General features: G+C 62.8%; 26 protein-coding genes and 2 pseudogenes. 5 read left to right on the top strand and 23 right to left on the bottom strand.

Annotated features, from left to right (window positions below; translation table 11 throughout):
- Nucleotides 1-164 precede the first annotated feature (164 nt).
- The gene (locus tag NKI95_RS18790; RefSeq protein WP_352718797.1) at nt 165-1,286 is read right to left on the bottom strand and encodes an S-adenosylmethionine:tRNA ribosyltransferase-isomerase; all 1,122 of its coding nucleotides are present in this window, start codon (nt 1,284-1,286) and stop codon (nt 165-167) included.
- Complete coding sequence (locus NKI95_RS18785) at nt 1,283-2,005, bottom strand: SDR family NAD(P)-dependent oxidoreductase (RefSeq protein WP_352718796.1); 723 nt, start codon at nt 2,003-2,005, stop codon at nt 1,283-1,285. Before NKI95_RS18785 ends, NKI95_RS18790 begins: the two co-directional genes overlap by 4 nt.
- 80 nt (nt 2,006-2,085) lie before the next feature.
- Here NKI95_RS18785 and NKI95_RS18780 point away from each other — a divergent pair, with 80 nt between their 5' ends.
- The gene (locus NKI95_RS18780; protein ID WP_352718795.1) at nt 2,086-2,334 is read left to right on the top strand and encodes a hypothetical protein; all 249 of its coding nucleotides are present in this window, start codon (nt 2,086-2,088) and stop codon (nt 2,332-2,334) included.
- Nucleotides 2,335-2,359: 25 nt separating this feature from the next.
- The gene (locus tag NKI95_RS18775) at nt 2,360-2,509 is read left to right on the top strand and encodes a hypothetical protein (RefSeq protein WP_352464145.1); all 150 of its coding nucleotides are present in this window, start codon (nt 2,360-2,362) and stop codon (nt 2,507-2,509) included.
- 179 nt (nt 2,510-2,688) lie between these two features.
- Here the strand turns inward: NKI95_RS18775 and NKI95_RS34460 are convergent.
- From NKI95_RS34460 to NKI95_RS18740, 8 genes and pseudogenes are all read right to left on the bottom strand, one after another.
- A pseudogene (locus NKI95_RS34460) lies at nt 2,689-2,826 on the bottom strand (integrase); the annotation flags it as partial.
- A gap of 162 nt (nt 2,827-2,988) precedes the next feature.
- Nucleotides 2,989-4,734, bottom strand: coding sequence for an adenylate/guanylate cyclase domain-containing protein (locus NKI95_RS18770; RefSeq protein ID WP_352718794.1), 1,746 nt, complete (start codon nt 4,732-4,734; stop codon nt 2,989-2,991).
- A 344-nt stretch (nt 4,735-5,078) separates the two neighbouring features.
- Entirely contained in the window at nt 5,079-5,267 is a 189-nt protein-coding gene (locus NKI95_RS18765; RefSeq protein ID WP_352718793.1) for a hypothetical protein, read from the bottom strand.
- Between the two features lie 197 nt (nt 5,268-5,464).
- Complete coding sequence (locus tag NKI95_RS18760) at nt 5,465-6,499, bottom strand: NAD(P)H-dependent flavin oxidoreductase (protein ID WP_352718792.1); 1,035 nt, start codon at nt 6,497-6,499, stop codon at nt 5,465-5,467.
- 174 nt (nt 6,500-6,673) lie between these two features.
- Nucleotides 6,674-6,991: a hypothetical protein gene (locus NKI95_RS18755; protein ID WP_352718791.1), complete on the bottom strand. Its 318-nt coding sequence runs from the start codon at nt 6,989-6,991 to the stop codon at nt 6,674-6,676.
- A 70-nt stretch (nt 6,992-7,061) separates the two neighbouring features.
- Nucleotides 7,062-7,490, bottom strand: coding sequence for an SgcJ/EcaC family oxidoreductase (locus NKI95_RS18750; protein ID WP_352718790.1), 429 nt, complete (start codon nt 7,488-7,490; stop codon nt 7,062-7,064).
- 893 nt (nt 7,491-8,383) lie between these two features.
- A complete protein-coding gene (locus NKI95_RS18745) occupies nt 8,384-9,442 on the bottom strand; it encodes an adenylate/guanylate cyclase domain-containing protein (protein ID WP_352464139.1) in 1,059 nt (352 codons plus the stop codon).
- 204 nt (nt 9,443-9,646) lie between these two features.
- On the bottom strand, nt 9,647-10,102 hold the full coding sequence (locus NKI95_RS18740) for an SRPBCC family protein (RefSeq protein WP_352718789.1): 456 nt from the start codon (nt 10,100-10,102) through the stop codon (nt 9,647-9,649).
- Nucleotides 10,103-10,274: 172 nt separating this feature from the next.
- Here NKI95_RS18740 and NKI95_RS18735 point away from each other — a divergent pair, with 172 nt between their 5' ends.
- Nucleotides 10,275-10,475, top strand: coding sequence for a response regulator transcription factor (locus NKI95_RS18735; protein ID WP_352718788.1), 201 nt, complete (start codon nt 10,275-10,277; stop codon nt 10,473-10,475).
- A 442-nt stretch (nt 10,476-10,917) separates the two neighbouring features.
- Here the strand turns inward: NKI95_RS18735 and NKI95_RS18730 are convergent, their stop codons facing one another.
- The 5 genes from NKI95_RS18730 to NKI95_RS18710 form a co-directional block, all read right to left on the bottom strand.
- Complete coding sequence (locus tag NKI95_RS18730) at nt 10,918-11,634, bottom strand: ABC transporter ATP-binding protein (protein WP_352718787.1); 717 nt, start codon at nt 11,632-11,634, stop codon at nt 10,918-10,920.
- Complete coding sequence (locus NKI95_RS18725; RefSeq protein ID WP_352464131.1) at nt 11,631-12,377, bottom strand: ABC transporter ATP-binding protein; 747 nt, start codon at nt 12,375-12,377, stop codon at nt 11,631-11,633. The genes NKI95_RS18730 and NKI95_RS18725 overlap by 4 nt, the downstream gene beginning before the upstream one ends.
- Nucleotides 12,374-13,360, bottom strand: coding sequence for a branched-chain amino acid ABC transporter permease (locus NKI95_RS18720; RefSeq protein ID WP_352718786.1), 987 nt, complete (start codon nt 13,358-13,360; stop codon nt 12,374-12,376). The genes NKI95_RS18725 and NKI95_RS18720 overlap by 4 nt, the downstream gene beginning before the upstream one ends.
- 8 nt (nt 13,361-13,368) lie before the next feature.
- On the bottom strand, nt 13,369-14,241 hold the full coding sequence (locus tag NKI95_RS18715) for a branched-chain amino acid ABC transporter permease (protein ID WP_352718785.1): 873 nt from the start codon (nt 14,239-14,241) through the stop codon (nt 13,369-13,371).
- 162 nt (nt 14,242-14,403) lie between these two features.
- Complete coding sequence (locus NKI95_RS18710; protein WP_352464125.1) at nt 14,404-15,672, bottom strand: amino acid ABC transporter substrate-binding protein; 1,269 nt, start codon at nt 15,670-15,672, stop codon at nt 14,404-14,406.
- 311 nt (nt 15,673-15,983) lie between these two features.
- Here NKI95_RS18710 and NKI95_RS18705 point away from each other — a divergent pair.
- A pseudogene (locus NKI95_RS18705) lies at nt 15,984-16,163 on the top strand (integrase); the annotation flags it as partial.
- Nucleotides 16,164-16,283: 120 nt separating this feature from the next.
- Here the strand turns inward: NKI95_RS18705 and NKI95_RS18700 are convergent.
- Entirely contained in the window at nt 16,284-16,802 is a 519-nt protein-coding gene (locus NKI95_RS18700; RefSeq protein ID WP_352718784.1) for an RES family NAD+ phosphorylase, read from the bottom strand.
- The gene (locus NKI95_RS18695) at nt 16,799-17,188 is read right to left on the bottom strand and encodes an antitoxin Xre/MbcA/ParS toxin-binding domain-containing protein (RefSeq protein WP_352718783.1); all 390 of its coding nucleotides are present in this window, start codon (nt 17,186-17,188) and stop codon (nt 16,799-16,801) included. Before NKI95_RS18695 ends, NKI95_RS18700 begins: the two co-directional genes overlap by 4 nt.
- A 293-nt stretch (nt 17,189-17,481) precedes the next feature.
- Here NKI95_RS18695 and NKI95_RS18690 point away from each other — a divergent pair, with 293 nt between their 5' ends.
- On the top strand, nt 17,482-17,910 hold the full coding sequence (locus NKI95_RS18690) for a dihydrofolate reductase family protein (RefSeq protein WP_352718781.1): 429 nt from the start codon (nt 17,482-17,484) through the stop codon (nt 17,908-17,910).
- On the opposite strand, the gene NKI95_RS18685 is transcribed toward NKI95_RS18690, so the two are convergent.
- From NKI95_RS18685 to NKI95_RS18660, 6 genes are all read right to left on the bottom strand, one after another.
- Nucleotides 17,873-18,862 (bottom strand): substrate-binding domain-containing protein, encoded by a 990-nt coding sequence (locus tag NKI95_RS18685; protein ID WP_352464118.1) that lies wholly within the window; start codon nt 18,860-18,862, stop codon nt 17,873-17,875. The genes NKI95_RS18690 and NKI95_RS18685 overlap by 38 nt on opposite strands.
- 77 nt (nt 18,863-18,939) lie before the next feature.
- A complete protein-coding gene (locus tag NKI95_RS18680; RefSeq protein ID WP_352464116.1) occupies nt 18,940-19,989 on the bottom strand; it encodes an ABC transporter permease in 1,050 nt (349 codons plus the stop codon).
- Complete coding sequence (locus tag NKI95_RS18675; protein WP_352718780.1) at nt 19,989-21,506, bottom strand: sugar ABC transporter ATP-binding protein; 1,518 nt, start codon at nt 21,504-21,506, stop codon at nt 19,989-19,991. The genes NKI95_RS18680 and NKI95_RS18675 overlap by 1 nt, the downstream gene beginning before the upstream one ends.
- Nucleotides 21,503-22,501, bottom strand: coding sequence for a LacI family DNA-binding transcriptional regulator (locus tag NKI95_RS18670; RefSeq protein WP_352718779.1), 999 nt, complete (start codon nt 22,499-22,501; stop codon nt 21,503-21,505). The genes NKI95_RS18675 and NKI95_RS18670 overlap by 4 nt, the downstream gene beginning before the upstream one ends.
- Before the next feature lie 433 nt (nt 22,502-22,934).
- The gene (locus tag NKI95_RS18665) at nt 22,935-23,831 is read right to left on the bottom strand and encodes an aminoglycoside phosphotransferase family protein (protein ID WP_352718778.1); all 897 of its coding nucleotides are present in this window, start codon (nt 23,829-23,831) and stop codon (nt 22,935-22,937) included.
- Between the two features lie 659 nt (nt 23,832-24,490).
- Nucleotides 24,491-24,885 (bottom strand): NAD/NADP octopine/nopaline dehydrogenase family protein (locus NKI95_RS18660; protein ID WP_352718776.1); only part of this gene is annotated, 395 nt, incomplete at its 5' end.

Below are 24,885 nucleotides of genomic sequence, written 5' to 3'. Positions count from 1 at the left end.
CAGTGGTGGCGATCACCGCTGGGCGGCGCAGGGCGCGGGCCTATCCGCGTCTCAGCCGCAGCTCGCGCGTGACTCCCGGCGACGAAATTCGAACTCCGGACCCCTAGAGTCGAAGTTACTGGTGTCAAAAATAGTTGTTTTAGATGAATTACTTAATCAAAATGTCATTTTCGAAAGGCTGGAAAACCAAGATCATCGGATCGCCTAGAGTTGAGGCTTCCTTTTGCGCGCTTCGGTCGTTTCTGTTCGCGCGATCGATCCAACCGTTGGCGATTGAGCAGCATGGAATCGCCGAATTCATGCGTGCGGTATCGGTGCTCGGCGAAGGCTGCGGAGGCCTTGGCGAGCAGAGCATCGTCGGCAAAGGCGCGCAGGAGCTCGAAATGGCTTTCGCCAGACTGGTGGACGCCTGTTAGAATCGCATCGACCGCGCGAAGTGGCGTGCCCAGCGCGATGCGCCCCGTCGCAATGCCATTTCCGGCACGCACATTGCCGTCGGGGTTGGCAGCTGCCTCAAGCGCGCGCACCACGCTCGTGCCGATTGCGATGATGCGGCTTCCGCGGAGCTTCGCCCGCGCGACCTGCGCCGCCGTCCGCCCGGGGATGCGGTACGGCTCGTCGAAAGGCAGGCGCAAGTCGAGCGCGGGGTCCCCGGTGGAAGACACACCCGCGGCATGCGTGAGTGTTGCGAAGCCGACGTCTCGCCGACGCCAGGCCTGGAGTGTGCGCCAGTCGAGTGCGAAGCCTGCCGATGGCGCCTCGAACGCCACCGGCCCAGCGGCAATCTTCGTCCAAACATTCCAAAGTGCCAACGGTTCGCGAACATGCGCATACTGAATCGGCCGGCCGTGCTGCGCCAGTCCTGCAAGCACCGCTGCGCGGTTGCCTGGGAAGCGCAACTCGAGAAGGCGAGGATGGTCGAAAAGGCGCTCTATGACGGCTTCAAGCCGGCCGAGCCGGAGGCGATCGCCTGGTGACAGCGGAGGCGGAGGCATCCGATTTTCGGTGCGCGTGCGGTGATCGCCTGCGCCGAAGGCAATTGCTACGAAGCGGGTTGGATCGGGAAGTGACAGCCAGCCTGCCAGGCGGATCTCGATCGCCTCGCCGCTGGGAATATGCGTGCCGTGGAAGCTGGCAGGCAAGGTCGCGGCGTCATTGGCTACGACCAGATCGCCGGTATCGAACAGTGTCGCGAGTTCACTGCGCGGCAGGTCGCGCGTCGCGCCGTCCGCCTCGACGACGAGCAGCCTGGCGGCACGCCGAACCGGACGGTCGGCGGCAATCATCCGCGTGTCTCGGCGAGAAGTGTTGCGCCGGCCGGCAACGTATCGAGCATCTTTTCGATGATCTCGGCAGCAGCCAGGTCGGGACGCTTCAATGTCGACGGATCGGCGTCAGGAAGCGCCAGCGCGTGCAGCGGGGTGTCCATATCGCCGGGGTCGAGCGCGAGGAGCCGGATGCCGTCGGCCTTCGCCTCCTCGTCCCAAATCGCCGTCAGGTGAGCCAGAGCGGCCTTGCTCGCGCCATACACACCCCAGCCGGGATAGGCGTTCACCGCCGCGTCGCTGGAGATGTTGATCACCAGCGCGCCACGGCCCTCGCGCGCGGACGTGGCAAGTGCACCGAACAGTGCTTTCGTCAGCCGGAACGCGCCGACGAGGTTGACCGCGAGCGCATTTTCCAGCTCCTCGCACTCGGTATCGGCAAGGAGCGCCAGTGGGACGGGCCCGAGGCTCGACGCATTGTTGATCAGAACGTCGAGCCCGCCTAGGCTCGCGGTGACCTGCAACGCGATCGGGTAGATGTCGTCCTTTTTGCCGACGTCGCCGACAATGCCATGTGCGCCCGTCTCGTCAGCGACGCGTTCGACGCTCGCGGCAGTGCGTGCAACGAAGGCGACGAACGCACCCTCTCTGGCAAGTTGCCGGACAAGCGCCAGTCCTAGGCCGGACGTGCCGCCCGTGACTGCTACACGAAGTCCCTGAACATCAATGTTGGTCAGCATTGCCGATGCTCCTTCAATCCGTATAGCCGAATCGTACAAGCTCAAGTTAACTTGAGGTCAAGCATTCATTCCGTGGATCGATGCCGACCAGACTCACGTATCGCGGCACCTTCGCCTTGTCGGCTCGAGACGATCGACTTCCTCGGAGGTTCTTCACCGTTCTCACCTACTCAATGAAAGCCATGCCGAGGCTGCACATCACGGCGGTGCTGAGCTGTTTGTGCTTTGCCTATGGCGCCCCCATCGGCAGCTTATCCCTGAGCCTGTTGGAACTGATGCTGCTACCGATCAATGCCTGGCGCCTGTTCGAACTTTTCCATCAAACTTAGCCGGGCCGAATTCAGGGGCCTGAAAATGCCAACACCGCATCTCTGGCTGCTGCTCCGGTCGGCGCTTTCCTTCTGGGTGCTCGGCCGGATCTGGCTTGTGATCGCCGTTAGCGTGCGCTTTCAGGAAGTGGCAGAACTCGTCGCAACGGCCGAGACGAGGCGCAAACTCGCCTAGCGCCTCAACGCCGCATGGTTCCGCTTTTGATGGGCGACAGTGGACCGGCGGCTTTCGGGATGACCATCTCCCCTGCCGAACGGCTGTGATGCGGCGCACTGCTGAAATCCAGCCCCGTAACTGAGCGGTGGCTTTTCAGAACATGATGGCCTCTCGGCGAAGTCGAGAGGCCATCGTGATCAGATCTCGGTTCCCTCGGCGAGTGTGAGCGCGTCCCCGACCTCGACATCCGGATGGCGAACCGTATTCTCGATCTCGGTGTGCCCAAGCAGGATCTGAACCGGCCGGAGGTTGCCTGTTGCCTTATAAGAAGCGGATCGAAACCGAAAGTTCGACGCGAATTCAACAGAGAGCTCGCCGGCTGTTCACGGCTGCTCTACGCGCTCAGTCCTAAGACAAGCCGCCAGAGAACTGGCCTTCCAGAAGCGACGCGGGTCAAGGGGACGTCGCCTCGCCGGGCATCTTTGCAACCGCGACGATCACTCCGGCACGCCGGAGATGCCCAGCGCCTCGACGTAACGCTCGGCGAACACCTCGTCCAGCCACGGGTTGATCTGTCTCTGCAGGGTGAGCGTGTAGGTCGGGAACGCCTTCATAAGCCGCCGCGCCGCCGCCTGCGCTTCGTCCAGCCGGTTGAGTTTGACCAGCGCCATGATCACCACCCGGTGCGAGGAGCCGTAGTTCGGCATCTCGTGCAGCGCGCGTTCTCCCCATGCCAACGCTTCCTCGTAGCGCTCGAGCATCAGGTAGCTCATTCCGATGCCGGAGAGCGCGATGCCCTTTTCGGGGTCGACCGGGCTCAGCCGCATTGCCCTGTGAAAGTGCTCGATGGCGACTAGCGGGCGGCTGGAATGTGCGTTCACCCAGCCGCTGCCCGTATGGCCCTGCGCCGAATTGGGGTTGAGCAGCAGGGATCGCTCGATCGTGCGCAGCGCCATCTCGTAGTCCTTCGCGCTGTAGGCAATCACCTGCGCGGCGAAGCGTAGGGTCGTGGGGTCGTCGCGCGCTTCTGCCAGTACCTCTCGCGCCATGCGCGCGGCGACTCGGATATCGTCAGGCTGGTGCCAGCACTGGCTCACGGATAGGCTACGGATATAGGCGCCGAGTGCCTTCGCCAAGGTGAAGCCAGGGTCGATGCTGAGCGCCTCGTTGGTGAGCCGGCGCACGTCGGCAAAGCCTTCGCGCGTCATGCTATAGAAGCGCGGCAGCGCGCGAAGGTAGAGGTCGTAGGCGCTGATGTACTCGGTCGGCTTCATGCGCGCCTGCTTGATCTCCTGCAGCCGGATGCTCGGTTCGACCGCGCCGACGACGCTCTCGGTCACCTTGTCCTGCAGGTCGAAGATGTCGCTCACGTCGCCCTCGAAGCGGTTGGTCCAGACATGGTGTCCGCTGATCGCGTCCACCAACTGCCCACTGATGCGCACCCGCGATCCTGCTCTGCGGATGCTGCCTTCTAGCACGTAGCGGACTCCCAGCTCGCGCCCGACCTGGCGCAGGTCCACCGCCCGGCCCTTGTAGGTGAAGGACGAGTTGCGGGCGATCACGAAGAACGAGTTCACCCGGCTCAATCCCGTGATGATGTCCTCCACCAGCCCGTCGGCGAAGTATTCCTGGTCGGGGTCGCCGCTCATATTGGTGAAAGGCAGAACCGCGATCGAGGGTTTCTCGGGCAAGGGAGGCGATGCAGCCACCGAGGCGCTGGCGTCGGTCTCGACGCGGTAGGCGCGCACGGGCCGCTCGATGTTCTTGAGGCGCAGGTTGCCGAGCGGCGTGAAGCCGCAATCGAGCTTGCCCTGAAGGTGCTCGTAGGCGGTGCCCGAGACGACCACGGTGCCGGGATCGGCGATGCTTTCGAGGCGGGCGGCGATGTTGACCCCGTCGCCGTAGAGGTCGCCGTCCTCCTCGCAGACCACGTCGCCGAGATTGACGCCGATGCGGAGGCGAATCCGCTCTTCCTCGGGCATCTCCGCCTCGTGTTCTGCCAGGGCCTGCTGGATCGCCATCGCCGAAGTCACCGCGTTAACGACGCTCGCGAACTCGCACAGCATGCCGTCGCCGGTGAGCTTGACGATCCGACCCTGGTGCACGGAGACCAGCGGTTCGAGGAGGTCCTTGCGGTAGATCTTCAGCCGCTCGAGCGTGCCGCGCTCGTCGCGCTCCGTCAGGCGCGAATAGCCGACCACGTCGCAAGCCATGATCGCTGCGAGGTGGCGCTGCGTGGTCATTGCACCGCTCAGCCAAGCGCCTGCACGGGGGCCGCCCCGCGTCTGTGTCCTGCCAACTTCCTGACGCCCCACGTGCATCGTATCTATCTTTCCCAGTCGCCGGCCGTTGCCGATACAGAACGGAGAACGCAGCTTGACCTTGCCTTCACGAGATTTCGCTATCCCACTTGCGAGGCGTGGAGCGTTCCAGTCGCCGCGCCCACGCAGCCTCTGGAGACGCTGACACGTCACTCCCAGAAGGCCGGAGATATTTCCTGCCCTGTGTAACCGGTTGACGCCACTGTGGCGGTGCTTTTGTCACGGCGATGTAACAGCGAGATGCCCTACGGGCGCGCATCGGTGCATCACACCAGACGTTTGCGCTTAGAGGTGCCGAGGTCGGCAGGTGGTGCGAGCGCGACCTTCAGCATGGTCAGCTGCGATGCTTTGGGCGAAAGCAAAATTCGCCTCTGCGGCCGATATTGAAGCGCAAAACTGCCGTTCACTTCTTGATAGATGTAGGCCGGCTTCAATTCAGAACCGACCTCGGCCAAAGGCTACCTTTGAGCCAAGACGACCTTAGTTGCATGTGATTGGGCAAACGGGCCGACTTCCTCAGTCGGCGATGTCAAGCCGCTCGGGTTTTCATGCGTGGAACTATCTGGAATAATGTAGCAGACGCCACAAGATCGTAGCTTCGTATGCCACGACTGCTTCAATCTCCCCTCAGAATTACACCCACGCCGTCCTCTCAGCCCTTTGTCGAGCAGTCGCTGCAATGCCCGGCTCGCTGCGCCATGATCTGTGCTGCATCCTCGATCAAGGCTCTGACAATGTCAGACGCTGGTAGAATCTCATGCACCAATCCGACGGACTCGCCCGCGTAAATGGCGAAGTCGTCGATTTCCCCCTGACCTCCACTGAGAAGGCTGGCGAACGAGTAGCGCCGCACTGGGTTGCCATCGGGAGTGCGGCCAATCTCCTCGCCTTCCCCAGGTCTCGAACCGGACTCGGGGTGCCCCACCGCTTCCCATGCCTCGACCGTGCGGTTCCGCAGCACGCGGCTCGGTGCATCCGGCCAGCCTCCGTCAAAAAGAGTGGTCTCGATCGTGTCACTCGCGGCAGCTTCGATGAGACGCCGCTTGTAATCGGCGTGACAAGCCGCTTCAGTCGAAGCAAGAAACCGTGTGCCGAGCCATACACCTGATGCGCCCAGCATGAGAGCCGCAGCAAGGCCTCGCCCATCGGCAATTCCACCAGCCGCGAGAACGGGCACCTTCCCGGCCACATCGGCCACAAGCGGCACGAGCACCATGGTTGATAGCTGGCTCCAGACGTGACCACCGGCTTCATTGCCCTGCGCGACCAGAATATCCACACCGAGATCAATTGATCTACGCGCCTCTTCCGGAGTTCCGACGGTGTGAACGACCAGCGCACCCGCGGCTTTTGCACGATCCATGTAGGGCGCGATGTCACCCCAGAAGAAAGAGACGATCCGAGCGCCGGCCGATAGCGCAGTTTCCATCCTCTGGTGCTGATCCCATTCAAGGACGAAGTTGGCGAGGAAGGGACCGTCATCAGTAAGCCGCCGCACGGCACCAACTAGCTCTTCGATGCGCTGCGGGCTGTCCCAACTGAACCCAAGCCCGCCGAGGCCCCCGGCGTTGGTCACTGCTGCGGCAAGTTCCGGCAGTGATGCACGCCCCATCGGGGCCGACACGATTGGATGGCGAATACCGAGCAGGCGAGTGAGAGGAGTGACAATCGGTCCGTCGGCATCCATGAAGGTGCTTCGTTTTCTGAACGCGCTTGAACACTCGCGCTCGAATGCACTCGCGACAATGCCACGCTACGGTCTACGTGTTCTTGGACGTGCGATCCCGCGTGGTCCGCTGCGGATATTATTGCTTGACATTCGAGCCTAATGTCAACGACCGGTAGTAGCGCATTTCGAAGGTCAACGATCTTCCATTGCTGGCCGCAAAGCTGCCGCCGGGCGCGGCCGGCGGGGGTGGCATCTACATAATCCCGGAATTATCCCGCCAAGGTGTGAGGCGGCAAACCGCTTTCTTTTCATGTCTTCGCCGCTCACCATTTTGGTCACGGCGGAGTAATCGAGCTTGCCGGAGCTGAGGACAGGCACTTTCGCAACGACGCGCACCTCGGCCGGTACCCTCAGGTCCATCGCGCCATGGGCCTTGGCGAAGTCCAGGAATTCGGCACGCGTGGCGCTGACGGCCTCGGTGATGAGGATCAAAGCAGTCGAATTCGGCATTCCGACACGCATACGTATTGGTGGTCAGACTCGCTGGTGGACGCCCTGTTCCGCCTCCGGTTGGCGCGAGCTAGCCTTTTGAGCCGGCTGGGGCGATTGCGCCTGGAACAATATCCGTGTTCTGAGCCACCTTGATTCGCCATCCCGACTGCCCTTCTTGGGCAATCAGAAGCAATATGCCTTTCCTAACCCCGGCCGGGGACCCGTCAGGAGCAAATGCTCCCGTAAGGGTCCAAGTGTAATGAACAGCAGCAAGCCCCGGAGCCAATTCCACAACCGACGAGATATCGCCTTCTAATCGGCTATCCCGAAACATGGCATCATGGGTGGCTCGGTGCGCCGCTTCGATCTCGGATCGGTTCTTCCACCAAACACCTACCACGTTAACGAAATTAGCATCGGAAACGAACAGAGACGCAAACTCATCCATGTCATGCCGGTTCCAAGCGTTCGCAAAAGCGGTAGCGACATGCTCGGGCTTACCAGACGTCACGCTCATGACCCACGTCTCCTGCGTACCTCCGCTAAGCATATAGGAGCCGGGACCGGATGCGACACGGCAAAGGTCAAATTTCAAACTGACGCACTACCGGCAGCGGAGGAATTGCGACATCCAATGTGGGATCCTGTTACGATCCCCTATGGCCATCCGAATAGTGGTTATCCTGGCGCTTCTTTCCGCCTTCGCCTACGGATTCGCAAAACTCGTTGAACGTTATGGCGGCGTTGGCGATCAGCCTTCTCCATGTGAGGAAGGCTCAACCCTTGATTGCCCAGACCGCAATGCGCCGCCACCTTAAACCTGAGCCTAAGCATTCGAGCGTGCTTGGAATAGGAAGTCGCGTTCGCGCCAATCAAGCGGAAGACCAAAGTCTGCACGGCAGAAGGGCGAATTGATGACTATCATCGTGACTTGATAGCATTGCCGCACCTTGCCCGAGGACGGTGTCTTCGCGCCATTCCATGCACATGCCATGGGTCGCAGTTGCGCCACAAATGCTCAGGGCGCCAGTCCGGCCTTCCCCCCAAGCGACGATCATGGCGTCGAGGCGCTGCAGGCTGATGGATGTTGTCTGGTCGGTCATCTTTGATGAAACCGTACCGGATGAAGACGCCGAAGGGGGCGGAAGCCGACTGAGAGCCCGCCAATTTCGTCTAAGTTCATGTCCGCCATTTGCAAGTAAAAATGCGAAAAGCCACTGCGATGCAATGACTTAGCTTGCGTTCTTGAGCCTTCGACCTTTTCTCCTAGCACGCACGCGGCAGTAGCCCGGAGCAGTGGGTCTGAGTGCCCCTATTCTGCTCCTAGTTTTTGACGTTCGGAGACGATTAGATGGCCAAAATCAAGCTAACGAAATCTGCGGTTGACGCTGCCGCCCCGCAGGACCGCGATTACGCATCCGGCAGGGTGAAGACGGTGCAGGGCGCCGCGATGCCGCGCAGCACGTGTTCGCCCAGCGGCACCAGCGGTGTGGTGGTCTCGGCGGCGACCGCGCCCGAGATCAGCACCGAGCGGCCGAGCGGTCGGCAGAGCCCCTCCAGCCGGCTGACCAGGTTGACCGCGGGGCCGATGGCGGTGAAATCCAGCCGGTCGACCGCGCCGATATTGCCCCACAGCATCTCGCCGAGATGCAGCGCCGCGCCGAACGGCAGCCGCGGCAGGCCCTGCGCCTGCCGCCCCGCATCGAGATGGGCCATGCCGGCGCGGGCGGCGACGACGGCGCGCAGCGCCGCCTCGCAGGCCTCGGCCGGCGCAGCGGTGACTGGGAAAATCGCCAGCATGCCGTCGCCGATGAATTTCAGCACTTCGCCCCCGAAGGCGTGCACCGCACCGGCGACGCGGTCGAACCAGGCGTCGAGCACGGCGATCACCGCCGCGGGCTCGGTTGCCTCGGACAGGGCGGTGAAGCCGCGCAGGTCGGCATAGAGCAGCGCGGCGTGAATGGTTTCTCCGGTGCCGCGGCGCAGGGCACCGCCCTGCACCCGGGCGGCACTGCGCCGGCCGAGATAAGCCTCGAGCAGCGCTGTCAGCGCCGCCCGCGCCGCAAGTGCGGCAAGGGGCGCCGCGGCGAAGCGCGCGGCCTGGCGCAGCCGGGCAGACTCGGCGGGGCCGAACGGCCGGGTTCCGGCCCAGCCCAGCACCGGACTATCCGGCGCCCGGCCAACCGGGCCCTCCTGCACCGGGCCGAGCCTCGCCAGCCAGTCGCGCCCGGCCTGGCCGAGCGGACCGCCGGCGAAGCTCAGCGCCTCGATCACCGCCCCGGTCTCCGCCCGCCAAAGCCAGGTGCGGCGGGTGATGATGGGATGCGGCACCGCGAGCGTCAGCGCGCCGCCGGCCAGCGGCAGGCCGTCAGCCAGAAGTCGGCCGCCGAGCTCGGCCAGAAACCGGTCGGGGGCGGCCGAGGCGCCGGCCTCGTCCACCAGCCAGGCGAGAGGCGCGGGCAGATCCATGGCGCGATTATGCGGCCACCGCGCCCGGCCTGTCATCCGCGCCGTGACGATGCGCAGCCGGCCCGCCGATCTATCCTCCCCCCGCCCCCCGGCGCTGGTACGGTCCGATCCTCGATGGCGCCGGGTTCGACCCGCCCTGCGAGCCGGCGTCCGCCGTCAAATTGCAACGGGCTCACGGGCGGCGATATCGCGCGCGGAAGGCCGTCACCCCCTGCCCGTGTGGCCGTATTTGGGATCCGGGCCGGGATCACGCCCGGCTGCAACCTCGCCCAGCCTGCCGAGGTAATGAGCCCAGCCCTCCGCATGGCCGGCGCATTGCTCGGCATTGGGCAGGCCGGTGTGGGTCAGGCACAGCAGCGTTCCGTCCGGCTGCTCGATCAGATCGATCTCGACCAGGCTCGATCCCGGCGGCACCTCATCGCTCTCTTCCCAGCCGAAGCTGTATGCCAGACGGTGCACTGGCACCACCTCCCGGAAGGAGCCGCGAGCGACGCGAGCCCCGGTAACATTGACGAGATAGAGCCCGCCGGGCTGCGGCTCGAGCTGCGCCTCCGTTCCCATCCAGCGCAGGATCTTCCCCGGATCGGTCAGGAGGGCAAACAGCGCAGCGGGGGGCGCCGGGATGTGCGTCTCGCGGCGGACGACGAGGGCCTCTTGCATCGGCTTCCTCCATAGTTGCGACAGTTGGAGCAATTGTAAACCAGTTGGCTGCTCGTGCGATAGAATAGGATCGGACATCGACACTGGAGTGACAAGTGTGGCGAGATTCCCATGGGCACTCGCCGATCACAGCCGCGGCGCATGCGCTCCGCTTCGGGAGGCGTTCGAAGCGTTGGGTGCCGCATCCGATATCCCGAGGATCGATCCTCAGACATCAGTTGCATCACCGGAGATTGGTTTCGGGCTGACGCCACGCGAGCTGCACGTGCTGCGGCTGGTGGCGACCGGCAGGTCGAATAAGGTGATCGCTCATGAGCTCTGCCTCAGCGGAAAGACCATCGACCGGCACGTCAGCAAATCTTTAACAAACTAGACGTCTCCTCGCGCACCGCCGCAGCCGCTTGGACCTACGAGCACAAGCTTGTCTGGATGCAACGCGGCCGTGGGTGAAATTCCCCATAGTTCCGACGTGAGATTGGGGAGTTTCCCCGATGCGGCCCCTGGCTTCTGGCGGTACGGTTTGCTGCGCCCTCAATAAGCAGAAACCGGAGAAAACCACGTCCACGAACGATTTAGGCACGACGGAACTGCAAGAAGCTGCGGAGCGGAAACACACTGCTGTCGAAGCGAAGTCGGAAGACGACCGCGTGCCGATTGAAACACGGCAAGCCTGGATCGGATCGCGCCGGGCTATGACCGAACCAATACCGAGACGCAGATGTGGCTCGGCAGCGAGGCGCTGCTCAGGGCGGGGCTCGGCCATAGGCGAGTGTTCAGGTTCTGAGCAGCAGGCTTGAGGGTGTCGACCGCTTCTCTCACGCTCCTCCCATATAGATTTCCATGATGTGCCGGTCGTCGCGCACGTCCCGACGCGTCCCCTCGAAGCGCTTTTCGCCGGCCGCCAGGATGTAAAGCTTGTCCGCAATCGGCATCGCCTCGCGGATGTTCTGCTCCACCATCACAATGCCGATGCCGTGCGCGGTGAGGCTGGTAATGCGTTCGAGCGTCTCGATGACCATGGCCGGCGACAATCCGGCGGAAGGCTCGTCCAGCAGAATGAAGCGCGGTTCCGAAACCAGCGCCCGCGCCAGCGCAAGCATTGCCTGCTCGCCGCCCGAAAGCGAACCGGCCGCGGTACGGCGCCGCCGTGCCAAAGAGGGATATTGCTCGATCAGCGCCTCGATGCGCTGCTCGACTATCCGCCGGTCCGCGATGGCGTAGCCACCCATGCGCAAATTCTCCATCACTGTCAGGCGCGGAAACACACCGCCGCCCTGCGGCATCAACACCAGCCCTTGGCGCACCACTTCATGGACGGCAAGGTTGGAAAGTGTTGATTCGCCCAGGCTCGCCGTGCCGCTCCACACCGGCAGCGCGCCGACAATGGCCTTGAGCAGGGTCGACTTGCCACTGCCGTTCGGCCCGAAGATGCAGGTAATCTTGCCAGCTTCCGCGCTCAGCGAGACGCCATGGACGATCTCCTGCCTGCCGTAGCCGGTAACGATGTTGTCGGCGATGAGCGTGGTGCTCATTGCGGCCGCCCCAGATAGGTCTGCATAACCTCCGAATTGCGAACGATGTCGTTGAAAGGCCCCGTGGCCACGACACGGCCTGCATCCATGACGATGATGCGGTCGCACACGTTTCGCACCATTTCCATGTCGTGCTCGATGACCAGGACGGTGGTGCCGCGCTCGCGCAGCCGCGCGATGGCATCCACGATGATCCTGCGGATGGTGGGATGCACGCCCGCTGTCACCTCGTCGAGCAGAATGAGCGAGGCCTGGCGCATCACAACGCGCCCGAACTCCAGCAGTTTCTGCTGGCCGCCCGAAAGATCGGATGCGCGGTTGTCTGCGACATGCTCCAGCTTGAGCAGCGCCAGCGTATCGGCCGCCCGTTCGCGCGCGCCCTGCCAGTGGCCCTCGGCCGCAGCCGCCAGCAGGTTTTCGGTGACGCTCATATTGTCGAACATGGCCGGAATCTGGAAGGTGCGAGCCAGCCCCAGCCGCGCGATCGCGTGAGCCTTTCGGCCGCCGATTTCGTGACCGTCGAAGCGGATCTGGCCACGATCCGGCGTCACCGTGCCCGATATTAGATTGAACAGCGTCGACTTGCCGGACCCGTTAGGCCCGATCAGGCCGGCGATCTCGCGCCGACCGACGTCCAGGGAGACACCGTTGACGGCCTTGATGCCGCCGAAATGGCAGTGGAGTTCGCGCACGACGAGAATAGGTTCGCCGGTGCCAGCCGTTTTGCCCTCGGCGGCGCTCAACTGGACCGTCCCGGGCCGCCGTCGACAAGATTGCCGACCGCCTTGTCCAGCACGGCACCAGACTTGGCCACGCGCCTCGAAAACATGCCGGCGATGCCGTTCGGCAGGAACAGCACCACCAGCACGATGGCCGCGCCCAATATGGCGATATAGAAGGCGGTGTCACCCCAGTACATCCAGATGATGCGGTTTACGACAAAGAGCGCCACACCGCCCAATGCCGGCCCCCACAGGCTGCCCAGCCCGCCCAGCAGCACCATCACCACCATCTGATCGGTGATGTCGCCGCCGAAGACGCTTTTCGGATTGATGAACGTGACCCAGTAGGCGAAGATCGCGCCGAATACCGAGGCGGTGACGGCACTGAGCACGAAGGTCTGCAGCTTGACCAGCGAAGTGTTGATACCGATAGCCTCGGCCGCCGGCTCATGATCGCGCAGCGCCTTGACCTTCAGCCCGAAACGCGAGCGCTCGAACAGCGCCCACGTAATGAGATAGGTGAGCGCAGCCGCGCCGAACATGGCGAAGTAGAAGAAGCGCTCATCAAGAAAGGGCGGCAGCCCAATGCCGCCAATGCCGCCGGTGAAGTCCATCACCGAGGCGAACTGTATGAGCACCTCGGCGAAGGCCCAGGTGGCTATGGCGAAATAGGCGCCGCGCAGGCGCAGCGTCGGCGCGCCGATGATGATGGCAAACAGCGCCGTCACCACGATACCGGCCGGGAGGGTGGCGAAGAAGGGCCAGGCGAGCCTGTCGCCCATCAGCAGCGCCGTAACATAGGCGCCGAGCCCGAAGAAGGCCGAATGGCCGAAATTGATGTAGCCGGCATAGCCGCCGAGCATGTTCCAGGAGCAGGCCAGCCCCGCCCACATCAGCGCGCCAGTGGCAATGCGCAGCCAGTAGTTGTTGACCAGCATCGGCAGCAGCGCCAGCACAACGATTACGGCGATCAGCAGGAGGAGGCCGGCCCAGCGTGGCTTCATGTCCCGCCTCACAAGCCGTGCCGCAGGATCCCGCGCGGAGACACGAGAAGGACGAGAAATAGGGTGCCGAAGATCGCCAGCAGCGAATAGCTCGACCCGACATAGGTCGCGACGAAGGCTTCGATGACGCCGAGCAGCAGCGCGGCGACAAGGGCACCGCCGACGGAGCCCAAGCCGGCAAGCACAGCCACGAAAAATGCGAACAGAGTATAGCGCAGGCCGACTTCCGGGTTCACTGAAAAGATTGCACCCATGAGTACGCCGGCCATGGCAGTGATGCCTGCGTAGAGCCCGTAAACAGTGGCGCTGAGGCGGCGGATGTTGACGCCCATCAGTGCGGCGTTCTGCCGGTTTTCAGCCGTCGCTCTGATCGCCAACCCATAGCGGGTGCGGTAGAGGAACAGGAACAGTCCGCCGGCGATGGCGATCGCGAAGATCGCCGCGGCCACGCGGATCAGTGGCACCGTCACGGGCCCGACGGCGAGGCTCTCGCCGCTCAACACGGTCGGCACGCTGTGGGTATTGAAGCCCCACGCGGTCAGCATGCCGCCGCGCAGCAGCGTGAACAGGCCGAAGGTCAACGCAAGCGCCATCAATTCCGGCCGCGCCGTGCGGCTGTTGCGGACATTGTAAAGGATCGGCCCGATCAGATAGCCGATGGCGCCGAACAGCACGAAGGCCACCGGGATCGCCAGGAATCCGTCGACACCCAGTCCGGCACCCATGTAGTAGCCGAGATAGCCGCCCAGCACGACCCAGCCGCCCACCGCGAAATCGATGACGTGCAGCACGCCGAAAGCGAGCTGGAAACCGATCGTAAAAGTGGCGATAACGCCGCCGATCAGAAGGCCGTTCAGCAAGGTCTGTAGGAATAGATCCAACGCGGGAACCGTCCGTCAGCCAACGAAAGAGCGGAGTGCCGCGGCAAAGCGGCCGTACACACGATAGCATGGTCCGTCATTTTCCGAGCACGCGCAACCACCGTCATTGCGCCGGGCAAGGGTGATGGCGACGAGGCCCGCCCGCACCCTGCCCAGAACCGGCTATTTCCAAGCTGGCAGCGGGTAGGTGAGGTCCGCTGCCGCGGCCTCTTTCGGCCCCACCGCTACGGTCTTGCCACCCTGAATCTGGATCAGCACCGGCACCGGCTGGACGTTGTCGTGGTAGTGGATGCCTTCCTTCTCGAACTTGATCGGTCCGTAGAAGGTCTGGATGTCGGTCGCGGCTATCGCGTCCTTAAGAGCCACCCTGTCTTCAGGCGTGAGCCCCGGCTTCTTGCCAAGCCGCTTGACGGCATCGCCGAAAACGAGACCGCTGGCCGCGCAGGCCGCTTCGGTATAGTCGGGCTCGTGCCCGGACTTCTTTTGCGCCATCTCGGCAAACTCCTTTGCGGTGCCGAAGAGGTCGTCCTTATATGGAACTGACGGCAGCCACACGGAGACGCCGCAGGTGCCGTCGGCGTCCGTGGCGAGCGCCTGGGCGAAGGCCGGGTCGGTGACGCCATAGTGCATTATCAGCGCCTTGGGCCGGAAATTCAGCGACTTGGACGTCTTGACGACATTGATCAGCGGCTCCTCATGGCCGCCGACGGCGACGATATCGGGATTAAGCGCTGCGATCTTGGAGATGACGGGGGTAAGGTCGCCCGAGGCCGGCACCAATTCGTAGGCGACGACTTCCAATCCGGCCTCCTTGGCCCCGTCGCGAAAACCTTCGCCGGTTTCCTTCGAGAAGGGTTCGTTGACGCCGATCACAGCAATCGTCTTGGCCATGGGGTTAGACAGTTTCGCCAGCACGGCCAGCGATTTGCCCGCAGTGGTGTCCACGGCCGGGATGATGCCGAAGTTGAATTCCGGCTTGGCCTTCCAGACGTTTGGCGATTCCGCGGAGCCGGAAATCATCGGCACCTGGTACTTCTGGCAGATCGGCTGCACGGCGATAGTCGAGCCGCTGGTGTAGGGGCCGAATAACACGTCGACCTCGTTCTGGACGATCAGGCGCTCGGCGGCATCGGCGCCGGTCGCGGGGTTGCTTTGGTCGTCACCGTAGAACATGTCGACCTTGAAGCGCTCGCCGGCGACTTCAACCCCACCCTTGGCGTTGATGGCCTCGGCCCATAGGTCGTAACCGCGTTTGGTCAGGTTGCCGCCGAGGATGTTCTCGCCCGACAGCGAGGTGATAACGCCGGCCTTGAATGTCGTCACCTGCGCGCGTGCCGCTCGCACAAACGGGCCCAACGGGCCGGCTGCGAGGGCGCCGGCGCTGACGCCGAGGAACCGACGGCGCGAAAAACGTTTGCTGTTCGTGAACATCACTCAACTCCCTTCATCCGGTTATCAGATTGGAAACCGACGATATCTCTTGTTTATACCACTGTATGCCTTTTGTGCGGACAGAGAAGATATGCCTGGGTCAACAGGCGATGCGTAAGGCGGCTTCGGGTCATCAACGCGTAGAGGCGCCGCAGGCCGTGGATGCTCAATGCCTCGTCGTGCACCAGCTTCGTCGACGAATGCCTTTTGGGCGCCATTGGCGCCGCGAGCAGTTGTAGACGCGGCTCCTATTCTGCACCTAGACAGAGCAGCAGGTGCTCCCGATCGGTCGCTGGCGATGCAGGGCGTGGGAGCCAGCCCGCATCGTCAAATTCGCCGGCCGCTCGCTGCGCGCTGACCTCGCCTCGTCGGCCGAGGTCGACGAACGCGATGTGCAAAAACAGCTCGGCCATACCTCCTCGGAGATGACCCGCCGCTGTCAGCGCCGCAGACATCGCTTCCGCATCAACCTGACCAGGGCTTCCGACCTCGAGGCAAAAAACCCCTCCTCTGCCGTTATTCCGCCGCTCAGGTTCGCGCGAACGCCTTCACCCTGAGCGCCAACAGACTGGCTTCTGCCATTCGGGCAGCCCCGGAGCCTCAGGCCTGTTTCATCGCCAGGACAGCTGGTCTTTCGGCAACCGACCGCTCGGATCGAACACGTTCACTTTGTGCGGAAGATCGGGGCCCCAGTCCCATAGCACCAGATTGCGGTCTTCCGTCTCCGCGCCCGGAGCAAAACTCGGCACCAGAATTCCAGCGATGCCTTCAGGCCGCAGCCGGTCATGGATGGACCAGGATGCAGGTCGCTCTCCGTTGCTGAGAGCCGTGGCCCAGGCGCTGCCCATGTCCGCAAGCGTGACAGAAGATTCTCCCCTCCCCCGCTCGGTTGTCAGATCAGTGATGTCCTCGCAGTCCACCTCATAAGAGCACAGCACGCAGGGGTCGATGCGATGCGCGAAGCCCTGGTTGGCTTCCTTGACAGCTGTCATGACGGTCAGCGCCAGATATAGCGCGGGCACACCTTTGGGATTGAATCGAGCGCCCCTGATCGCCGCTCCATCACCGGAACTCGGCTTGAATGCCCAACGTGGATCATGCGCCCGGTAGCAGGTTCCGACAAACCTCAAGCAAAGCCACCCAGGGCCATGTGATCGAGGTAGTCGCGAATAGCAGCGGCCTTGCCGTCCTTCACGAGGGCTTCGGCGGTCCGTCCACCGAATGCCGGCAGCGGCTGGGCTCGGTACCAGGCCATGGCCTGTTCCTTGCCTCCCGCCCAATCCGTCACGCGGCTGATGATCTCGAGCATCTCGCGCAGACGGCCCTGCGTCTTGGCCGTTCGGCTGCGCTCCAGCCGATAGAGGGTTTCGCGGGCAAGCCCGGCCGTCTGAGCCAACTGACCCTTGGACATTCCAAAGCTGTCGGCCACCTGGTCAACGGCAATTTTCCCGGCCCGGTCCATATAGGACAAAACCAGGGGTTCCTTCTGCACGGATTTCTTGAGGGCCTGCCCCATGGAGTTCCTTGTCATATTAGCAGCCGCATTTACTGTGCAAAACATATGGCGCTTTTCGACTGGTTTCAAGCTCCAAGCGCATGGCGCCCCGAGAACCGGTCTTTGCACAGCTCCGAACACGACGGCAGCGCTGGATGAGGCGTGCGCCGTCAATGCGGGAACAGGACAGCTTGCGGAGTTGCAGCCCGGTGGTGAAAGTTGGGCGGAGGCCTATGTGGCGAGCGGTGACATGGCGGAGGAAATCGGGAAGTTGAAAAGCCCAAGAGGGCAAGCCGATCATCGCGCACGGCGGAGTGAGCTTTGCCCGCAGTCTCGTCGCTCAGGGACTGGTCGACCAGCTCGCCCTGATGGTGGTGCCCGTGGCGCTGGGCAAAGGCCTGCCGCTGTTCTCCGAAGTCGCCGCGCCGATGTCTCTCAAGCTGACAAGCTCGAAGGCATTTCCGGGGGCGCGGTGGCGCAGATCTATCGGCCGGCGTGAGCCCTGGCGAAAGTCCGGTTGCCGGCAATCTATCTACTCATGGACAACTTATTCATTCGGCGCGTGCCACCCTTCCATCAGACTAGCTAATTTCCCAGGCGATGAATCGGCAGGCTCTTCGGCACGGTGCGTGCGCTGCATGGCGTCTCCCAATACGCAACAAGGCCCCTCACGGGGGCCTTGTCCTGTCAACTTTTGCTCTGAACTCATTTCCCCATCAACTGCTTGGCATTCTCTGGCGTGATCGCGGTCGTGGCCACCGTCACCGTCGGCTCCACCGACGAAGCACAATCAAGCAGAATCTTCTTCGACATCTCGATCGCCTCCTTGGCGCCGGTCGGGTAGGTGAAGGTTGCCGCCCAGTCGCCCTTGGCCACGGCCTCGATGCCACCGGCTGGGCCCGGCAGGCCGTCGGTGCCGATAATCTTGACCTGCTTGCCCGCGCCCTTGGCTGCAAGCAGCGCGCCGGCTGCCATCATGTCGTTCGAGGCGTAGAGCACCTTGATGTCGGGGTGCGCTTGCAGCATGGCAGAAAAAGCGGTCTGAGCTTTGTCGGGCACCCAGTCGGCGGCCTGCTCGGCCACCACCTGGATCTTGTCATTTTCCTTCACACCATCCTTGAAGCCGTTGAGTCGCTCCACCGCCGGCGTCGAACTTGGCAGGCCTTCAAGCACCGCTGCCTCGCCGCCTTCCGGGAGCAGGGTCTTTGCGGTGTATTTGCCCGCTTCGAGCGCGATCTTGTAATTGTCGCCGCCGATGAAGGCGGTGTAGTCTTTACCTGGGTCGCCTACCGTCTTGCGGTCTAGCTCGATCACAGGAATGCCGGCATCCATGGCGCGCTTCACCGCCGGGGTCAGGGGCGCTGCCTCGAAGGGCGAGATCAAGAGCAGATCGACTTTTTGAGTGATGAAGTTGTCGACCTGCGATGTCTGCGTGTTGACGTTGCCGGCGCCATCGGCGATCTGCAGCGTGAACTGAGACACTTCCTTGACCGCCGCGCTCAGTTCGTCATTGACATGCTGGCGGTAGGGCTCGGCGTTGTTTGCCTGCGAAAAGCCAATGATGAACTGGCCGTCCTTGGCGCAGGCCTTGACCATAGGGTCGGCGGCCTCCGCGGTGCCCGCCATGCACAGGCACGTGCCGGCGAGCAGTCCAAGCCGCCAGGCACGCCACGATCCTCGTTCTATGGTTCTCATGCTCTCTCTCCTCCTTTTGGGGCCGCTGCGGCCAGACCTTGGTTTTTAACGCCTTCCACTTGCTCGCCGTCTGCCTGCTATCTGCCCAAACCCTCGCGGCGGCGAACAAGGGATTGAAGCACTGCCGCCAGCACGATGATCGCGGCGGTCGCGAGCAACTGCATGGCCGGGGTAATGTTGTTGAGCTGAAGGATGTTGGCGAGCGCGCCGAGCATGATAGTCCCGGCGACGGTGCCGACCATAGAGCCGGCCCCACCGAACAGGCTTGTCCCGCCAATGACCACTGCTGCGATTGCCGTGAGCTCATAGCCCATGCCGTCATTGGCGCTGCCGAAATTGAACTGGCCGGCATGAACGATGCCGGCAAGGGCGGCGGCAAAGCCGGTGATGGCATAAACTGACATCTTGACCACCGAGACCGGCACGCCGGAAATACGCGCCGCCCGCTCGTTGCCGCCGACGGCAAAGACATAGCGGCCGAAGCGCGTCGTGTTCAGTACCAAGGTGGCAATGGCGGCGAAGACGATGAAGACAATGGTCGCCACCGGCACGGTGTTGTTGAACAGACGCTCGCCCAGCACCGCGAAAACAGGTGGCGCCAGGCCGGGGCCGTCGCCATAGGAAATGTTGATGTACTGGTTGCCCGAAACGACCAGCGCGAGCCCCCGCGCCGCCTGCAGGCCGGCGAGCGTGACAATGAACGGCTCGAGGCGAAAGCGGCTGGAAATCATGCCCTGGATCATGCCGAAGACGGTGCCCATTACCAGCACGGCGAGGACGGTCGGGATAAGCCCGAAGCCGCCGGAGATCATCATCGTTGCGGTAACCACGCTGGAGAGACCGAGCACGGCGCCCACTGAGAGGTCGATGCCGGCGGTGATGATGACGAAGGTCATGCCGATTGCGATAATGCCGGTCTCAGACACCGCGCGCACGATGTTGGCCATGTTGTCGGGCGCAAGAAACAGGATCTCGCCATGGCGCCTCGGCGAGAAGATGACGCCGCCGATCGCCACCAGCACCAGGCCGATCAAGCTCTGGAAGCGCACGACCAAAGCGAGCGGATCGCGATGCACGGGTGCTGCCGCCAACGGGCCGCCTGCAACCGAAGTCGTCTCGTCAGACATTAGGCCTCCTTGCCGTTTGCTGCGGCCAGCACCGTGTGCTCGTCGACGCCGCCGATGAATTCCGCCACATTGCGCCCTTGGCGCAGCACCACGATGCGGTCGCATAGGCCGATCAGCTCAGGCATTTCGCTGGAGGCGACCAGAATGCCCAACCCTTGAGCGGCCAGTTGCCTCAGCCGCGCATAGATCTCGCCTTTGGCACCGACATCGACGCCGCGCGTCGGTTCGTCGAGCAGCAGCAGACGCGGATTGCCTAAGATTTCCTTAGCCAATACCACCTTCTGCTGGTTGCCACCCGAAAGCGCGCCGACGGCGATGTCGGGGTTCTTCGGCCGGATGTCGAACTGACCGAAGGATTGCTTCACCGCCTCCGCCTGCCGGCCCGGCGACATCAGTCCGGCCGGCGAGAGGCGGCGGATCACCGACATGACCAGGTTGAGGCCGACAGCCATCCTCAGCATTAGGCCGCTGCCGCGACGGTCGTCCGTGACGAAGGCGATGCCGGCCGCTCGCGCCGCCCTGATCGAATTGAGCTTCACCTGACGGCCGTCGAGGGCGACACAGCCCTCCCAGTGGCCGGAGAGGCCGGTGCCGTAAAGCGCGCTGAGAAGTTCGGTCCGCCCTGCCCCCATGATGCCGGCCAGTCCGACGATCTCCCCTTCATGCACATCGAGCGAAAGCCCTGTCGGGGCCTGCCAGCCGGCACTGTCGCGCGCCAGCCGGAAGCTTGCATCGCGCAAGCTGAGCAGTGCCCGGCCGACTGCTTTAGCGCGCTGGGGATAAAGCTCGTCGAGCGGACGCCCGACCAGCAGCCGCACCAACTCGGCTTGCGGCGCGTGCGGCTCGGTGACGCCGGCGACGCGCCCGTCGCGCATCACCGTCACCCGGTCTGCGATCTCGGGCACTTCCTCCAGCCGATGCGAGATATAGACGATGCCGATGCCGCTGGCGGCGAGCTTGCGCATGATGTCGAACAGCCTTTCGACCTCGCCCACCGTCAGGGCCGCCGTCGGCTCGTCCATGATCAGCACGCGCGACGCGTAGGACAGCGCCTTGACGATCGCCACCACCTGGCGCTGGCCGATCGAGAGATCGGCGACCAGTCGTGCCGGGTCAATGGCGAGTCCGATCGCTTCCAGCCGCCTGTGGGCCTCGCGGCGCATCGCCGCCACATCGAGCAAGCCGCCCGGGCGCATTAACTCGCGGCCCAGGAAGAGGTTCGACGCCACATCGAGCGTCGGTACGAGATCGAGCTCCTGGAAGATGGTGGCAATGCCGGCACCCTGCGCTTCGCGTGGATTGCTGAAGCGCACTGGCTTGCCGTCGATCTCAATCGTGCCTTCGTCCGCCGCATAGACGCCCGACAACAGGTTCATCAATGTCGATTTGCCGGCGCCGTTCTCACCGAGAAGGGCGTGGATTTCACCGGCCCTGAGCTCGAAGTCGACGCCGCGCAGAGCCTGGACACCACCGAAGCGCTTGACCGCGCCGGTGACCCAAAGCAGCGGCGCGCTCATCTCGGCCTCGCGCAGGATTGGCGGGCATGAAGCGTGGCTTGGAGTCGGACGGTGCGCGGCTCCGTCGCGGAGGATGCGATACGAGCGCTGAGCAAAGCGGCCGCCTGCCGGCCGATCTCGGCGCAAGGCTGCGCCACCAGCGTCAGCCGCGGCTCGAAACAATCGGCCCACTCGAAGTCGTCGAAGCCGGCAAGCGAAAGATCGCCCGGTATCGCCAGGCCCATTTCGCGGATCGCGCGGACTGCTCCGATCGTCGTCATGTTGTTGCCGGTGACCAAGGCCGTGGGCGGCGACGGCAAAGACAGTATGACGCGGGTCGATGCTGTCGCGGACGCGGTGTCTACGTTCCCGACCGACAAATAGCGCGGCAGGCAGTCAAGTCCGTTGCCGGCCAGGGAAGACCGGAACGCCTCGACGCGTTCGCGGGTCGTCGCCAAGCCCGGCTGGCCAGCGACGAAGCCGATCCGCTTGTGGCCGAAGGAGGCGACGTGATCGATAAGGGCTCGCATTGCCGAATGGTTTTCAACGCCGATCTGGTCGAAGCGCTCGTCGGCCAAGCGGTCTATCAAGACGCAGGGCAGCTTCTTCTCGGCCAGATAGTCGATCGCTCGCTGCGGCGCGCCCGATGGCGCCAGAATGACGCCGTCGACCCGCCGCTGATGGAACGCACGAACTACCGAAAGCTCGCGATCCGGGTCGTCCTGGGTGTCGGACAGGAAAACCATGAGGCCGAGACGCGCGCACTCGGCCTCCACTGCGCAGATGATGTCGGTGAAATAGGGATTGGAAATTGCCGAGATTGCCAGGCCGACGCTGTTGGTCGTCGAGACCTTGAGAGAGCGCGCCAGTTCATTAGGCTGATAGCCCATCGAGGCAATCACGTCGTTGATGAGCTTCGCCTTCTCGGGCGATACAAAACGGGTGCGGTTGACGACATGCGACACGGTCGAAACCGACACGCCCGCGCGGCGCGCCACTTCAGCCATTGTCGGCATGGCGGCTCGAATGGGGTGCTCGCAAGCGCTCCTCCCTCACTGTGTTTCCCATCCGCTCTTGTTCTGATTGGCGATTAGGCGAAACGATAATGCAATCGAAACGTTTGCGCAATCGTTTCGATGCTCAACATGCCGCAAACGAGATCAACGGCCGTTCCAGGTGATTGTCCAATGACGCTGTTAAGGGAAACCGGAGCGGCGGTCACCTCATCGGCTGCTTTGGAAGCTGCTTGGTTTCGTGCGAATGTCTTGGAAGGGTGGGGAAGTCGACACTGGCGACCCTTACGATGGGTGACTTACAGAGCCCGATCTGGCCAGGAGACGACCCACCTACCCTAGTTCCCAGAGACTCCTCGTAGGAAGACGCGAACATCGGTTATCGACCTGCCGGCCGCAGCCGCATTGTACTCCACCCGGTGACCGTCTGCTCGATTCAGATGTCCGGGTCATAGAGAATGCGAGAGATCGTGCTGCACCCCAGCGCACTCATTGCGGGGTTGGTGCGATGGTAATACCAGACGAGACCCATTGCCTGCTGGAATGCCCAAGCGACACCGCGCTTCCACCAAAGATCTTCAACTTGAAGGACGCGCCGAAAGGTCGCCCTTCGCTCGCGGTCTAGAAGATGCCACGCGGCTACTAAATCCAGCGACGGGTCGGCTGGCCCGAAACTGCCGCCATCAAGCACTCCGACAAGACGCCCGCCCTGCACGAGAAGGTTTGCTGGGATAAGGTCCCTATGACTCATCACGACAGACCCAGCGGATGGCAACTCCCGGAAGCGAGTCCACAAATTGCGCAGTCGAGCCACATCAAGAAGACCCTCGCTGTTTTCAAAGCAAACACTCATCCAATCGTCATGATCCGAGAGATGTCCACCACGTCCTTGCCCGTCGAAGCGTCGGCCCCGTGTGTCCGCTTGGCGCAACGATGCCACGAGGTGTGCAAGGTCTAGCGCGAACGCCGAAGAACCAATTAGCCCGTGCGGCGTGGCAACCTCGCCTTCGATCCACGTTTGTAATGCCCATGGCATTGGATAGTGAGGACCTGGCTCGCCGAGCCCAATTGGTTGAGGCGTCGGAAACAAGCAATGTTCCCCAATTTCAACAATAGCAGCGGCCTCTGACCGAAGCATATCGGCGCATTCGGTCGGATTCATCGCCCTCAGCGGGAACCGGGCAGTGATCTTCGAGCCAACGCGGAAGATCGCATTGACGGTTCCCGACGATGTGACTGTGGTGAGGTCCTCATGACGGTACTGGGGAAATTGATCGCGGATCAACTGGCGGGCGATATCGATGTCGATATTCACTTGATCGTCATGCATCATGAGTTCGTGTCCTGCCGAGCTCGGTATGAAGGGCAAATAGTTGTTCGTTGTAGCAATTGGACGGAACAATGTCCGCTTTCTAGTCTTCGCAGTCAGATCCCAATATGTCTGCAACGCGCGCATTGTCGCCCGGCCGGTATGGGGACGGAAGCGGCCGTTTCATGTTGCGGCCCTGGTGGGAACTTCTTCAAGCCGTCTTTCATTGGCGGAGGGAACGCGCAATTTCACCCCTTCCCTTCCTTTTTGCTGACGGCGTCTTGGCAGCCGGCGTCTCCTTCGGGCAAGCGGCTTGTCCATCCGCTTTCCGTGGCAGATGTTGCAAATGCCAAACTTTGGTGCAGGAAACCAGGAATTAGTCGGAACTATAGCGACACGCCGAATCAGCCCGGCAGGAGGTCCAACTGAAGTGCTCAGATTTCGAATAAGTTGGCCCGCCGTACGGGAGACATTCAGAGAAACCACGAGGCATCTTAACATACTACTCGCGGCTTCCGTGAGCAGACTATCATATCCAAGGACTGCTCGTTGAGCGCCAAACCAGTGGGCCTCAAACCGTACTGCGCACGACTAGGCTCAGCGGCCCGGCCGGCAACATCGACATTATCCGTAAGTTGCGGATTTCTTCCTGGCTGAGGTGGGCATTTACCAATTCACCCGGTCTAGAATCCCTCACGCGAAAGGTTCGCGAGGTCCACGTCTGATAACCCTTCGATCCCAAGGGCAGGAAGAATATCATTATCTTCCTTGAGGTCGCGACCATAGGCCGCCGATAATATCGAAACTCCAGACTCGTGGAGTATCGCCGGATTCCCGCTAATCTTGCCCAATAGTACGGTCGACAGCAATCCGAACGGGACATCCTCGAGAATGTAGCGGCTTTCGATGGTTGTCGGGCCAAAGCCGCCGCGGCCTTGGCGGTCCATCTCCTGGTTCATCTCCGAAACCGTTCCCATCGGAACATGGAACGATAATGAAAAATGCTCTTTGACGGTGCGAACGGCGATGCCGAAATGGGCAGCGATGGCCAACCGCTCGGCATCCAGAGCCTCGATAA

It is taken from the genome of Mesorhizobium sp. M0306, from assembly GCF_040321655.1.
Taxonomy (GTDB): Bacteria; Pseudomonadota; Alphaproteobacteria; order Rhizobiales; family Rhizobiaceae; genus Mesorhizobium.
Note: the sequence above shows the minus strand (reverse complement) of the source record. Positions and strands in the feature narration are given on the sequence as shown.

Excerpts from the sequence above, each read along its gene's own strand:
- NKI95_RS18750 (WP_352718790.1), bottom strand. The coding sequence starts at position 7,490 with ATGAGCGTGACGTCTGGTAAGCCCGAGCATGTCGCTACCGCTTTTGCG.
- NKI95_RS18755 (WP_352718791.1), bottom strand. The coding sequence starts at position 6,991 with ATGCCGAATTCGACTGCTTTGATCCTCATCACCGAGGCCGTCAGCGCC.
- NKI95_RS18680 (WP_352464116.1), bottom strand. The coding sequence starts at position 19,989 with ATGTCTGACGAGACGACTTCGGTTGCAGGCGGCCCGTTGGCGGCAGCA.
- NKI95_RS18780 (WP_352718795.1), top strand. The coding sequence starts at position 2,086 with ATGCCGACCAGACTCACGTATCGCGGCACCTTCGCCTTGTCGGCTCGA.
- NKI95_RS18770 (WP_352718794.1), bottom strand. The coding sequence starts at position 4,734 with ATGACCACGCAGCGCCACCTCGCAGCGATCATGGCTTGCGACGTGGTC.
- NKI95_RS18685 (WP_352464118.1), bottom strand. The coding sequence starts at position 18,862 with ATGAGAACCATAGAACGAGGATCGTGGCGTGCCTGGCGGCTTGGACTG.
- NKI95_RS18760 (WP_352718792.1), bottom strand. The coding sequence starts at position 6,499 with ATGGATGCCGACGGACCGATTGTCACTCCTCTCACTCGCCTGCTCGGT.
- NKI95_RS18740 (WP_352718789.1), bottom strand. The coding sequence starts at position 10,102 with ATGCAAGAGGCCCTCGTCGTCCGCCGCGAGACGCACATCCCGGCGCCC.
- NKI95_RS18710 (WP_352464125.1), bottom strand. The coding sequence starts at position 15,672 with ATGTTCACGAACAGCAAACGTTTTTCGCGCCGTCGGTTCCTCGGCGTC.
- NKI95_RS18745 (WP_352464139.1), bottom strand. The coding sequence starts at position 9,442 with ATGGATCTGCCCGCGCCTCTCGCCTGGCTGGTGGACGAGGCCGGCGCC.
- NKI95_RS18670 (WP_352718779.1), bottom strand. The coding sequence starts at position 22,501 with ATGCCGACAATGGCTGAAGTGGCGCGCCGCGCGGGCGTGTCGGTTTCG.
- NKI95_RS18665 (WP_352718778.1), bottom strand. The coding sequence starts at position 23,831 with ATGATGCATGACGATCAAGTGAATATCGACATCGATATCGCCCGCCAG.
- NKI95_RS18695 (WP_352718783.1), bottom strand. The coding sequence starts at position 17,188 with ATGGGGCAGGCCCTCAAGAAATCCGTGCAGAAGGAACCCCTGGTTTTG.
- NKI95_RS18675 (WP_352718780.1), bottom strand. The coding sequence starts at position 21,506 with ATGAGCGCGCCGCTGCTTTGGGTCACCGGCGCGGTCAAGCGCTTCGGT.
- NKI95_RS18775 (WP_352464145.1), top strand. The coding sequence starts at position 2,360 with ATGCCAACACCGCATCTCTGGCTGCTGCTCCGGTCGGCGCTTTCCTTC.
- NKI95_RS18785 (WP_352718796.1), bottom strand. The coding sequence starts at position 2,005 with ATGCTGACCAACATTGATGTTCAGGGACTTCGTGTAGCAGTCACGGGC.
- NKI95_RS18790 (WP_352718797.1), bottom strand. The coding sequence starts at position 1,286 with ATGATTGCCGCCGACCGTCCGGTTCGGCGTGCCGCCAGGCTGCTCGTC.
- NKI95_RS18730 (WP_352718787.1), bottom strand. The coding sequence starts at position 11,634 with ATGAGCACCACGCTCATCGCCGACAACATCGTTACCGGCTACGGCAGG.
- NKI95_RS18720 (WP_352718786.1), bottom strand. The coding sequence starts at position 13,360 with ATGAAGCCACGCTGGGCCGGCCTCCTCCTGCTGATCGCCGTAATCGTT.